The sequence below is a fragment of the Tardiphaga sp. GW821-FHT12E02 genome (genome assembly GCF_058807155.1).
The window spans coordinates 5,363,548-5,375,004 of record NZ_JBXAQK010000001.1 but is presented as its reverse complement, the minus strand read 5'-3'; the positions used below and the strand labels follow the sequence as shown (position 1 = coordinate 5,375,004).

At 62.2% G+C, this 11,457-nt stretch carries 11 protein-coding genes; 5 read left to right on the top strand and 6 right to left on the bottom strand.

What is annotated here, in order from left to right:
* Positions 1 to 9: 9 nt before the first annotated feature.
* Both AC1RQ5_RS25265 and AC1RQ5_RS25260 read right to left on the bottom strand, forming a co-directional pair.
* On the bottom strand, positions 10 to 1,518 hold the full coding sequence (locus AC1RQ5_RS25265; protein WP_493202634.1) for an acetyl-CoA acetyltransferase: 1,509 nt from the start codon (positions 1,516 to 1,518) through the stop codon (positions 10 to 12).
* Between the two features lie 144 nt (positions 1,519 to 1,662).
* Positions 1,663 to 2,796, bottom strand: coding sequence for a nitronate monooxygenase (locus tag AC1RQ5_RS25260; protein WP_493202632.1), 1,134 nt, complete (start codon positions 2,794 to 2,796; stop codon positions 1,663 to 1,665).
* Positions 2,797 to 3,109: 313 nt separating this feature from the next.
* Between AC1RQ5_RS25260 and AC1RQ5_RS25255 the strand changes: the two genes are divergently transcribed.
* Complete coding sequence (locus AC1RQ5_RS25255; RefSeq protein WP_493202630.1) at positions 3,110 to 4,783, top strand: flavin-containing monooxygenase; 1,674 nt, start codon at positions 3,110 to 3,112, stop codon at positions 4,781 to 4,783.
* 98 nt (positions 4,784 to 4,881) lie between these two features.
* Here AC1RQ5_RS25255 and AC1RQ5_RS25250 read toward each other — a convergent pair whose 3' ends face one another.
* On the bottom strand, positions 4,882 to 5,664 hold the full coding sequence (locus AC1RQ5_RS25250; RefSeq protein WP_398479831.1) for an SDR family NAD(P)-dependent oxidoreductase: 783 nt from the start codon (positions 5,662 to 5,664) through the stop codon (positions 4,882 to 4,884).
* 161 nt (positions 5,665 to 5,825) lie between these two features.
* Between AC1RQ5_RS25250 and AC1RQ5_RS25245 the strand changes: the two genes are divergently transcribed.
* From AC1RQ5_RS25245 to AC1RQ5_RS25235, 3 genes are read left to right on the top strand one after another with little or no spacing between them, the layout of a single operon-like run.
* Positions 5,826 to 6,617, top strand: coding sequence for an enoyl-CoA hydratase/isomerase (locus AC1RQ5_RS25245; protein ID WP_398479833.1), 792 nt, complete (start codon positions 5,826 to 5,828; stop codon positions 6,615 to 6,617).
* Positions 6,618 to 6,620: 3 nt separating this feature from the next.
* On the top strand, positions 6,621 to 7,619 hold the full coding sequence (locus AC1RQ5_RS25240) for a phosphotransferase family protein (RefSeq protein ID WP_493202628.1): 999 nt from the start codon (positions 6,621 to 6,623) through the stop codon (positions 7,617 to 7,619).
* Positions 7,620 to 7,622: 3 nt separating this feature from the next.
* Positions 7,623 to 7,991 (top strand): DUF6285 domain-containing protein, encoded by a 369-nt coding sequence (locus AC1RQ5_RS25235; protein ID WP_493202626.1) that lies wholly within the window; start codon positions 7,623 to 7,625, stop codon positions 7,989 to 7,991.
* Between the two features lie 86 nt (positions 7,992 to 8,077).
* Here the strand turns inward: AC1RQ5_RS25235 and AC1RQ5_RS25230 are convergent, their stop codons facing one another.
* Positions 8,078 to 8,857, bottom strand: coding sequence for an enoyl-CoA hydratase-related protein (locus AC1RQ5_RS25230; RefSeq protein ID WP_398479839.1), 780 nt, complete (start codon positions 8,855 to 8,857; stop codon positions 8,078 to 8,080).
* 141 nt (positions 8,858 to 8,998) lie between these two features.
* On the opposite strand from AC1RQ5_RS25230, the gene AC1RQ5_RS25225 reads away from it, so the two are divergent.
* Positions 8,999 to 10,273 (top strand): acyl-CoA dehydrogenase family protein, encoded by a 1,275-nt coding sequence (locus AC1RQ5_RS25225; protein WP_493202624.1) that lies wholly within the window; start codon positions 8,999 to 9,001, stop codon positions 10,271 to 10,273.
* 141 nt (positions 10,274 to 10,414) lie between these two features.
* Here AC1RQ5_RS25225 and AC1RQ5_RS25220 read toward each other — a convergent pair whose 3' ends face one another.
* Positions 10,415 to 11,050 carry an HAD family hydrolase gene (locus AC1RQ5_RS25220; RefSeq protein ID WP_493203562.1) on the bottom strand — a complete coding sequence of 212 codons (636 nt, stop codon included), beginning with the start codon at positions 11,048 to 11,050 and terminating at the stop codon, positions 10,415 to 10,417.
* Positions 11,051 to 11,058: 8 nt separating this feature from the next.
* Complete coding sequence (locus AC1RQ5_RS25215; protein WP_493202622.1) at positions 11,059 to 11,433, bottom strand: TIGR02301 family protein; 375 nt, start codon at positions 11,431 to 11,433, stop codon at positions 11,059 to 11,061.
* Between the last annotated feature and the right edge of the window lie 24 nt (positions 11,434 to 11,457).

The following is an 11,457-nucleotide window of genomic DNA, read 5'->3' as shown; positions in this document are numbered from 1 at the left end:
ACAAACTCCTCAGCCTACCTTCCACTCCAGCACCCCATCCCCCGCCGTGCTGATCGGCCCCTTCGCCCCGACCGGCGTCCGGTCCTGATCCATCAGCATCGCCAGCGTGCCGGCATCATTCGCCGGCACCCGCGCCAGGGCTCGCTCATTCGCGGCCGTCCGCAAAATCACCACGCCATGCTCGATCTCGCCGCCGCGGCCATAGATCACCGTGAAGCTCTCCACCGTGCCAACACCTGACGCCTCGGTGACATAAACCGGCACCGGCCCACGATGGCGGTCCGCTTCCGCCTGCACGCTGATGCTTTGCGCGATCGGTGCGCCAGGCGCATCCTTCGCCACCACCAGCGCATGATGTTTGGTGACAAAACCGCCCTGCGCATAGAGCAGGCCCGTCTTGGTCCCCGCGCGGATCTTCCGCACCATCGCCACGGCCGCATGGGCCATATAATCGTTCAGCGGCGCACCGAAGAAGGTGAGGCCGCCCGTCACGGTCGGCATCACGTCATCGCCGAGGCCGAGCGTGCGGCGCGCCATCTTCGGCACGCAGGGGAAGCAGCTATAGAGTTCGATCGCATCGAATGCCTTGCCCGAGCCACCCACCAGCGCCATCACGGATTTCAGCACCGCATTCTGCGCGTGGCTCTCCACATACTGGTCGCGGTCGAGATAATCGCGCGGCTCTTCCGCCGAGGCGCCGCCGACGATATGCACCATGCGATCCTCCGGCACGCCCGCGGCACGCGCTCTGGCGAGGCTGGTGACAAGAATCGCCGATGACTGGTTCACCATCGGATTGGCCACCATCAGCTTGGTATAGGGCCAGGCGATCAGCCGGTTGTCGGCCGTCGGCGTGGTGATCTCATCCGGCGTGAACGCCTTCTTGTTCCACGCTTCCGGATTGGTGGCGGCCACGCCGGCATAGCGCGACCACAGCTCGCCGCTTTCGCGATGCGCCTCGCGCGGCGTCTGTCCCCAATGCGCCGCGGAGGCGGCCTCATAGAACGGATAGACCGTGACCGGCTTGTTGACGCCGAGCTTCACGGCCATCGGCTTCTGATAGTTGGAGCCGCGCAACGGCTCCGGCGCATCATGCGCAAACGGCGTCCAGGGCAGGTCGATCTTCGCGCGCTCGGCCTTGGTGGCCGTGCCCTGTGACTCCGCACCCGTGATCGCCGCCACCTGGGATTCGCCGCGCGCGATGCGCTGCGCTGCTTCGTGAATGTAGCGGATCGGGCTCTCGCCGCCGACCGGGCCGTAATAGGAATGTTTCGGGCTGATGCCGAGCTTGTCGCTGAGCTGTTTCTCCGGTGCGGTGTAGCGCCAGCTGAGAAAATTCACGATGTCGAGGGAGTCGATGTCCGCAAGCAGCTTGCCACCCGAATCCTGCTCGGCACGCTTCAGCGCCTCGATCATCAAATCGAGCGGCTCAAGCCCTTGCACGAGCTCCTTCGGATGGTCGGAGAATTCACCGACTCCGACGATGACGGGAATGCGATCTTCAGGTTGCACGGTCATTTTCTTGTTCTCTCTCTCGTTCCAACTCTGCCCCTCATCCTGAGGAGCGGCCTCTTGGCCGCGTCTCGAAGGATGACAATGGAGCTCCGTCGCCATGGTTCGAGACGCGCGCAAGAGGCGCGCTCCTCACCATGAGGGCTGCGTTTATTCACTCACCAGCCCATTCAAGCACTCCGCCGCCTCGGCAAAGTCCTCCTTGAACTCCTGCACAACTGCCCCCGCAGACTTGACGCTGTCAATCAGCCCGACGCCCTGGCCGACGAAATAGCTGACCAGATCGCGCGCCTGCGCATTGCCGGCTGCGGCGGATCGATCGATCGACGCAAAGGCATCACGGCTGATCAGGCTCTGCAGCGGCATCGGCAGTGGGCCGGGGCTGTCCGGCCCGCGATCCCAGGCGTCGGTCCATACCGAGCGTAGCTGCCGCGCCGGCTTGCCCGTGCGTCCCTTGGAGCGGATCGCATCGCGCGAGGACGCAGCAATCATCTTCTCGCGGAAAATCTCGGATGTCTCCGATTCCGTGGTCGCCAGCCACACCGAGCCGGTCCACGCGCCGGCCGCGCCCATGGCCATGCAGGCGGCCATCTGCCTGCCCGTCATGATGCCGCCGGCTGCCAGCACCGGCACATCGCGGATCGGCTTGATCACCTTGATCACCTCCGGCACCAGCACCATGGTCGAGACCTCGCCGCAATGACCACCGGCCTCGGTGCCTTGCGCGACGAGAATATCCACGCCCGCGGCGACCTGCCGGATCGCATGTTCCTTGGCGCCCACCAGCGCCGCCACCGGAACGCCATGCGCCTTGCCCATCTCGATCATTGCCTTCGGCGGCACGCCGAGCGCATTGGCGATCAGGCGGATCGGATGCCGGAACGAGACATCGAGCAGGCGCAGTGCCGTCTCGCCATCGAAAGGCTGCGGCTGATCGGCAGAGACATCGGTGATCCTGAGATCGACGCCGTATTTCTTCAGCAGGCCTTTGGTGAAATCGCGATGCGCGGGCGTGATGCGGCTTTCCAGCGATTTCCAGGTAACGTGTTTCTCGCCCGATGTGGAGATGTTTTCCGGGATCAGCACATCGATGCCGTAAGGCTTGCCATCGACATGATCGTCGATCCATTTCAACTCCTGCTCCAGCGTTTCCGGCGAATGTGCGGTGGCGCCGAGCACACCGAAGCCACCAGCGCGGCTGACGGCGGCGACGACATCGCGGCAATGGCTGAAAGCGAGCAGGGGGAAATCGATCCCGAGCATGTCGCAGATGAGGGATTTCATGGGCGTCTCCCGAATGGCCGCTTGATATGGCGGCGTTGATGGGGAGGCTAGCGGATGAGAGGGATGACGCAAACTCTCTTGTCATCACCCGCGAAAGCGGGTGATCCAGTAAACGGCGTCAGTTGAGACGAAGCTCATCCTGCAGTGTCTACTGGATCCCCGCTTTCGCGGGGATGACAGTTGGAACATAAGGCGCCATCCAGTCCATGCATTCCGCCTCGCAAAATACCCTTCCCATTTCATCCTTGCGCTTTCGCGTCTCACGGGAAATGCTGCGGACAACAAGCAAAGCAAAAAATCCGGGAGTGAAATGATGGCCGCAGCGCAGCCGCAATCCGTCCAAACCCGCAGAGCCCACGTAGCACAGACTGATGTCGTGGTCGTCGGTGCCGGTTTCTCCGGTCTCTATCTGCTGCACAAGCTCCGTGGCCTCGGTCTCACCGTGAAAGTGTTCGAGCAGGGCGGCGATGTCGGTGGCACCTGGTACTGGAACAGGTATCCCGGCGCGCGCTGTGACGTCGAAAGCATGCAGTATTCGTTCTCGTTTGATGACGACCTGCAACAAAGCTGGGACTGGAGCGAGCGCTACGCACCGCAGCCCGAGATTCTCAGCTATGCCAGCCATGTCGCCGAGCGCTACGATCTGCGCCGCGACATCACCTTCAACACCCGCGTCGAATCCGCTGACTTCGATGAGCACAGCAATCGCTGGACGGTGAAAACATCAGATGGCGCGAGCATCGTCGCGCAACATGTCGTGCTCGCCACCGGCTGCCTGTCCAATGCGCGTTCGCCGGATTTCAAGGGCCTGAAGGATTTCAAGGGCAAGGTCTATCACACCGGGAGCTGGCCGCATGAGCCGGTGGATTTCACCGGCCTGCGTGTCGGCGTGATCGGCACCGGTTCGTCGGCGATCCAGTCGATTCCCATCATCGCCGATCAGGCCGAACAGCTTTATGTGTTCCAGCGCACCGCCAATTTCAGCGTGCCAGCGCGCAACGCAAAACTCACCGATGCCGAGCGGCAGAAGTTTCGCGACAACTACGCGGAGATCCGCCGTGTTGCGCGCGAGGAGATGAAGAACGGCATCTATCAGCCGGTGCCCGATCGTGGCGCGCTGGATGATCCCGAGGACACGCGACGCGAAAAATATCAGGCGCGCTGGACGTCGGGCGGTCTCACATTCATGGGCGTCTATAACAATCTCGGCCTCGATCTGTCAGCCAATGACACCGCCGCCGGTTTCATCCGCGACAAGATCGCCGATATCGTCGAGGATCCCGAGACGGCCCGGCTGCTGCAGCCCAACAGCCATCCTGTCGGCACCAAGCGCATCTGCGTCGATACCGACTACTACGCGACCTTCAATCGGCCGAATGTGAAGCTGGTCGATATCAAGACCCATCCCATCGAGGAGATCCTGCCGCATGCCGTGCGCTCTGGCGGCAAGGATTATGAAGTGGATGCACTCGTTCTCGCCACGGGCTTCGATGCGATGACGGGCTCCGTCGCCAAGATCGACATCCGCGGCCGCCATGGTCAGGCGCTGAACGACAAATGGGCGGAAGGCCCGCGCACCTATCTCGGCCTGATGAGCGCGGGCTTCCCGAACCTGTTCATCATCACAGGTCCAGGCTCGCCATCGGTGCTGTCGAACATGCTGGTCTCCATCGAGCAGCATGTGGACTGGATCACCGATTGCCTCGCATCCATGCGCAAGCGCGGTGCCGAGACCATCGAAGCGACGCGCGCGGCCGAAGACAAATGGGTCGATCACGTCAATGAGGTGGCGTCGGCGACGCTCTATCCGCAGGCCAATAGCTGGTACATGGGTGCCAATGTCCCCGGCAAGCCCCGCATCTTCATGCCCTATATCGGCGGCGTCGGCGTCTATCGAAAGATCTGCGACGAGGTGGCGGCGAAGGGATATGAGGGATTTGAGATGGGAGCTGTAGCAGCGCCTAAAGTCGCAGCCGACGCACTATAAACTCCGTCATGGCCGGGCTTGTCCCGGCCATCCACGTCGTTTTTCCCGAGCACCAAAGGCGTGGATGCCCGGCACAGGGCCGGGCATGACGGTGTGTATCAAAACGCCGTATACCCGCCATCGATCACGAACGTATCCGCGGTGTGATACGACGACGCCTTGCTCATCAGATACACCGCGATGCCGCCGAAATCGGACGGTTCGCCGAAGCGGCGTGTCGGGATGCGCGGCATTACATTGGCGACGAACTTGTCATTGCCCATGATGCCCGCCGTCATGTCGCTCTTGATCCAGCCGGGCAGGATCGCATTGGCCGTCACGCCCTGACGCGCCAGCTCGACAGCCAGCGCACGCACCAGCGCATTGATCGCCGCCTTGGTCGCCGCATAATGCTCGTTGCGCGCGGTACCGAAGATCGAGGCGAGGCTCGACGTCGCCACCAGCCGGCCGAATTTGTCGCCCGCCTCCGCGCGTTCGGTCATGTGCCGCGCCGCAACCTGGAAGGCATGGAAGACGCCATCCAGATTGGTCGCGAACATGGTCCGCCACTGTTCCTCGGTGCGATCGATAAAATTGTGCCGACCGCCGCCGCCGATGCCGGCATTTGCGAAACAGCCATCGACGCGGCCGAAGGTTTTTAGCGTCGCATCCATCGCGGCCTTCACCGAGGCGGTGTCGGTGACGTCGCAGATCTGCGTCTGTACCTTGCCAGCAAGGCCATCGAGGCTTGCGGCTGCGGCCTTGTTCTTTTCGGCATTGCGGCTCCAGATCGCGACATTGCAGCCGGCGGCGGCCAGCGCCTGCGCGATGCCGAGGCCGATACCGCCATTGCCGCCGGTGACGACCGCCACGCGGCCCGAGAGATCGAAGATGTTGCTCATGGGTATTTCCTCGTGTGGCGCAGGTTATGCCTGCATCCTTGGTTGATCAGCTTTCCAATCGGAAGCATGGACAAGCGCGCCTGAAAAATCAAATATGCCGGCCGACATCTGATAGCGCCCACACCGCGGAATAAACACGCGGACCACCTCGCGAGGAAACCATGCAGTTCAAACACGTCACGCTCGATTTCGACGGCAATGTCGCCATCCTGAAGCTCGATCATCAGGAGGTGATGAATGCCGTGTCCATGGACATGCTCGGCGGTCTTGCCGAGGCGCTGGCGGAAATCGACGAACGCCGCGACGATGTGCGCTGCCTGGTCATCACCGGCGCTGGCCGTGCCTTCTGCACCGGCGCCAATCTGCAGGGCCGCAACAACAGCGTGACGAAACGCAATGGCGCCGGCGCCTCGCTGGAGACCGCCTTCCATCCGTTCCTGCGCAAACTGCAAGGCTTGCATTGCCCCATCATCACCGCGGTGAACGGCCCCGCCGCCGGCGCCGGCATGAGCTTCGCGCTGATGGGCGATCTCATTCTGTGTGCGAAGTCGTCTTACTTCCTGCAGGCGTTCCGCCGCATCGGCCTGGTGCCGGATTGCGGCTCGACCTGGATCCTGCCGCGCCTGATCGGCAAGGCGCGTTCGGTCGAACTGTCGCTGCTCGGCGAAAAGCTGCCGGCTGAGAAAGCGCTGGAATGGGGCCTCGTCAACCGCGTCTATGACGATGCGGTACTGATGGAAGAAGCCATGAAGCTCGCCCACGATCTCGCCAATGGTCCGACGGTGGCGTTGTCGCTGATCCGCACCCTGTATTGGGAGAGCCCGCAGAATTCGTTCGAGGATCAGATCAATCTCGAAGTGAAGTCGCAGCGCATCGCCGGCAATTCACCGGACTTCAAGGAAGGCGTTGCGGCCTTCCTGGAAAAGCGGCCCGCAAAATTCACGGGCAAGTAAGCCTTGAGCTCAGCATCAGTCGCTGAGCTGCTGTCGCGCAGCGTCACGTCATGGTGCCAAGGCGCCACCGGCGTGGCGGATGCGACGCGTTTGTCCGGCGGCGCCAGCCAGGAGACGTGGTCATTCGACATCACGCATCCCAATGGCGTTATTGGCGCGATCGTGCGCCGCGCGCCGCCGGGCTATGGCGCAGCACCGGGCCGGGCCGCGGGGCTCGATGCCGAAGCCGTGCTGATGCAACTGGCCTATGACGCAGGCGTGCCGTCGCCAAGGGTGCTGCATGTTCTGGATGCAGCCGATGAACTCGGCACCGGTTTCATCATGCAGCGAGTCGCTGGTGAAACGATTCCGCGCAAGATTCTCCGCGATGATGAATTCGCGTCAGCGCGACCAAGACTGGCCCGGCAATGTGGAGAAATTCTTGCCGGCATCCACGGATTGCCTGCCTCTGCATTGCCGCAACTCCGGCGCATGGATGCCGCAACGGAAATCGCTGAACTCCAGCAGGAGATCGATAATTTCGGCTGGCCGCGGCCCGTTTTCGAATTAGCTTTGCGCTGGCTGCGCGACAACGACCCCGGCCCATCCGCGCGCACCACGCTGGTGCATGGCGACTTCCGCCACGGCAATCTGATGATCGGCGCAGACGGCGTGCGCGCGGTGCTTGACTGGGAACTCGCCCATCTCGGCGATCCCATGGAGGATCTCGGCTGGATCTGCGTCAACTCCTGGCGCTTCGGCGGAATCGATAAACCCGTTGGCGGCTTCGGTACCTATCAGGATTTGTTCGCGGGCTATGAGAGTGCGAGCGGCATCAAGGTCGATGCGGCGCGTGTAAAGTTTTGGGAAGTGATGGGCACGCTACGCTGGGGCGTGATGTGCGTCGGCATGATGCAGCGGTTTCGGCTCGGGCCGGATCATTCGATGGAGCGTGCGATGATCGGGCGGCGGTCGTCGGAGACCGAGATTGATCTGTTACGTTTGCTGGCGCCGAGGAGCTGAATCATGCAGGACGAACCGAGGCCCGATGAACTCGTGAAGGCCGTCGCGGATTTTCTGCGCAATGACATCGCGCCGCAGATTTCCGGGCATGCCGGCTTCAAGCTGCGCGTGGCGATCAATGCGCTGGATCTCGTGACGCGGCAATTGACGCTGTCGGGCGATAGCGACGCAGCCGAACTGCACAGTCTCACGATGCTGCTCGGTGTCCATGGCGAGCTGGGTGAGCTGAACCGCGACCTCGCCGATGGCATTCGCAGCGGCAATCTCGATCTGGCGTCCGCTGGTCTCAAAGACCATCTCTGGCAGACGACGCTGGCAAAGCTCGAAGTCGATCAGCCTGGTTACGCGGCGTACAAGAGAGAGACGGAATAGCTCGTCATTGCGAGCGCAGCGAAGCAATCCAGAAAGCCAAGCGCTGGATTGCTTCGTCGCTTTGCTTCTCGCAATGACGGAGGAAACTACTTCCCCTTCCAGTTCGGCTTGCGCTTCTCCGAAAATGCCTTCGGGCCTTCCACATAGTCCTCCGAAGCCGCCATCGCCTTCACGGCCGGATACTCGCGCTGTTCGGTGATCGCCTGTTCGAGCGATACCGCCATGCCCTTCTGGATCGCCTGTTTCGAGGCGCGGATCGACATCGGCGAGTTCTGGCAGATCGTCTCGGCCCAGCGCAAAGCAGCGTTCAACGCTTCACCCTGCGGCACCACTTCATTCACGAAGCCGAGTTCATAGCCTTCCTGCGCCTTCACATGGCGCGCCGTGAGGATCATGCCCATGGCACGCTTCATGCCGATCTGGCGCGGCAGGCGCTGCAGGCCGCCAGCGAGTGCCGCGAGGCCAACGCGCGGCTCAGGCAGTGCGAAAGTCGCGTTGTCCGCAGCGATGATGAGGTCGCAGGCCAGCGCGATCTCGAACCCGCCGCCCATGGCGACGCCGTTCACGGCGGCGATAATCGGCTTGTCGCAATCGAAACGCGCGGTGAGGCCGGCGAAGCCCGACGTATTCCAGCCGCGCTTGCCGCCGGCGGCCTGCCATTTCAGATCGTTGCCGGCGCAAAACGCTTTGTCGCCGGCGCCGGTGACGACGGCCACCCACTGCTCGGGATCATTGGCGAAATCGTTGAACACCTCATGCAACTCGTTATGCGCGTCAGTGTGCAGTGCGTTGTACACTTCCGGGCGCGACAGCGTGACGATGGTGATCGGGCCCTTGCGGGTGACGGTGGAGAATTGCAGGGCCATTGTGGCCTCCCATTGTTGCAGTGTTTTTCGTTGCGCAGAATAAGCGTGGAGTTGCCGCGCTTGACTTGACCGGGCGATGCCATCTTAATCGCTCGATTAACAAGAGCAACAAAGCTCGACAAAAACATCGGGAGCAGCGCCGTGGATTTCTCCTTGCCGGCCGATCTGGTCGCCTATCTCGCCGAACTCGATGCTTTCATCGTGCGCGAGATCAAGCCGCTCGAAGCGCAGGATGACAATATCCGTTTCTTCGATCACCGCCGGGAATGGGCGCGCACCGATTTCGACAATGGTGGCCTGCCGCGTCATGAATGGGAGAAGCTGCTGCGCGAAGCCAAGAACCGGGCCGATGCAGCCGGGCATCTGCGCTTCGCGATCCCGAAACGCTATGGCGGCAAGGATGGCAGCAATCTCTGGATGGCTGTCATTCGCGAGCACTTTGCTGCGAAGGGGCTTGGCCTGCACAACGATCTGCAGAACGAGCACTCCATCGTCGGCAATCTGCCGCTGGTGACAATGCTGGATCGCTACGGGCGCGATGATCAGAAGGAGATGATCGAAGGCTCCATCACAGGCAAATATCGCATCACCTTTGGCCTCACAGAACCCGAGCATGGCTCCGATGCCACGCATATGGAGACCACGGCGGTTGAGACCACGCGCGATGGCGTCAAGGGCTGGCTCATCAATGGCGAGAAGATGTGGACCACGGGCATGCATGTGGCCACGCATTGCTCGGTGTTCGCACGCACTTCGGGCAACGATGGCGACGCACGCGGCATCACCTGTTTCCTGGTCCCGGCGAAGACTCCGGGCGTGAAGGTCGAGGAATATATGTGGACCTTCAACATGCCGACGGATCATCCGCGGGTGTCGTTCACCGATGTGTTCGTGCCGGAGGATGCGCTGTTCGGCGAGATCGGGCGGGGCCTCTCACTGGCGCAATGCTTCGTGCATGAGAACCGCATTCGGCAGGCAGCCAGCTCACTCGGCGCCGCGGTCTATTGCATCAATGAGAGCGTAAAGTATGCGCGCGAGCGAAAACCGTTCGGCGAGGAGCTGGCGCGCAATCAGGGTATCCAGTTTCCGCTGGTCGAACTGGCCACGCAGGCCGAGATGCTCCGTCTCCTGATCCGCAAGACGGCGTGGGAGATGGATCAGCTGACGCAGGCGCAGGTCGAGCATACGCTGTCGGACAAGGTGTCCATGTGTAACTACTGGGCCAACCGGCTGTGCTGCGAGTCCGCCGATCGCGCGATGCAAGTCCATGGCGGCATGGGCTATTCGCGCCACAAGCCGTTCGAGCACATCTATCGCCATCATCGCCGCTATCGCATCACCGAAGGCAGCGAGGAAATCCAGAAGCGCAAGGTGGCGGGCTTCCTGTTCGGATATATGGGCGCGGGGAAGCATTAGGCTATCCCCGCCCTCATGGTGAGGAGGCGCGAAGCGCCGTCTCGAACCATGAGTTGGCAAGGCTCAGAATGAGCTCTTGGCCATCCTTCGAGACGCGCGCGATGTGCGCTCCTCAGGATGAGGGGCGGGGTAGGCAGCAGCTCAGTCGATAAATCCCGCAATCTCCGCCGGCGTCGTTGCCAGATGCTTCGCACCGGCCTCGGTCAGCTCGCTGCGTCCGCCATAGCCGTAGATCACGCCGATCGCCGGGATACCATTGTTCGCAGCGCCGATCACGTCATGCTTGCGGTCGCCGATCATGATCGCGCGGGCCGGATCGGTGTCCGTTTCATCCAGCGCAAAACGCAGCAGATCGCTTTTATCGACACGCGTGCCATCCAGCTCCGAGCCGAACACGCGGGTAAAATATTGACGCAGTGCGAAGTGATCGATGATGCGATCGGCAAACACATGCGGCTTGCTGGTGGCGACATAGAGTTTGCGGCCAGACCCATGCAGCGCCGCCAGTAACGGGACGATGCCGTCATACAGCGTGTTCTCGAACAGGCCGATGGTGCCAAAACGCTCGCGATAGAGCTCGACGCCGCGATCGGCGTGTTGCTCACCGCCGAGCAATGCCACGAAGCTCGCACGCAGCGGCGGGCCGATGCACCAGGTCAGTTCATCCTGCGTCGGGACGGGGATGTTCAGCTTTTCGAGCGCATATTGAATTGAGCCCGTGATGCCGGGTTTGGGATCGCTCAGCGTCCCGTCGAGATCGAAGAAGATGGTGTCGATGTTGCGCATCAATTGGCATATCTCGCGGTCAGGTCACGCGAGATCCGCGCGCCTTCCTCGACATGGCGGCGGATCGCTGTATTCGCCGCCGGTGTGCAGCTGCGATAGGTCTGCTGGAAACCATTATAGCCGCGATTGAACGCCGCGATTATGCGGGCGCGGCGCTCGCCGGAGGGGGTCTCGGCATCGACCAGCGCCTGCATCTCGCTGCGCCACTTGTTGCCTTCGTTATTGCCGCAGATGCCGCGCAGATAATGCAGAGCGCCGAGAATTTCGGACATGCGCTGCAACTCGCCATCGAACGGCGCCGCGCCGTCCTGCGCTAGCGCAGGCGTGGCGCCGAGGGCGGCAATCATCAGAAGGGTGAGGAACGGCTTGCGCATGATGGGTCCGGGAACCCGGCTGAT

Coding starts and splice junctions, on each gene's coding strand:
- AC1RQ5_RS25265 (WP_493202634.1), bottom strand. CDS start 1,518: ATGACCGTGCAACCTGAAGATCGCATTCCCGTCATCGTCGGAGTCGGT.
- AC1RQ5_RS25250 (WP_398479831.1), bottom strand. CDS start 5,664: ATGAGCAACATCTTCGATCTCTCGGGCCGCGTGGCGGTCGTCACCGGC.
- AC1RQ5_RS25255 (WP_493202630.1), top strand. CDS start 3,110: ATGGCCGCAGCGCAGCCGCAATCCGTCCAAACCCGCAGAGCCCACGTA.
- AC1RQ5_RS25260 (WP_493202632.1), bottom strand. CDS start 2,796: ATGAAATCCCTCATCTGCGACATGCTCGGGATCGATTTCCCCCTGCTC.
- AC1RQ5_RS25230 (WP_398479839.1), bottom strand. CDS start 8,857: ATGGCCCTGCAATTCTCCACCGTCACCCGCAAGGGCCCGATCACCATC.
- AC1RQ5_RS25245 (WP_398479833.1), top strand. CDS start 5,826: ATGCAGTTCAAACACGTCACGCTCGATTTCGACGGCAATGTCGCCATC.
- AC1RQ5_RS25235 (WP_493202626.1), top strand. CDS start 7,623: ATGCAGGACGAACCGAGGCCCGATGAACTCGTGAAGGCCGTCGCGGAT.
- AC1RQ5_RS25215 (WP_493202622.1), bottom strand. CDS start 11,433: ATGCGCAAGCCGTTCCTCACCCTTCTGATGATTGCCGCCCTCGGCGCC.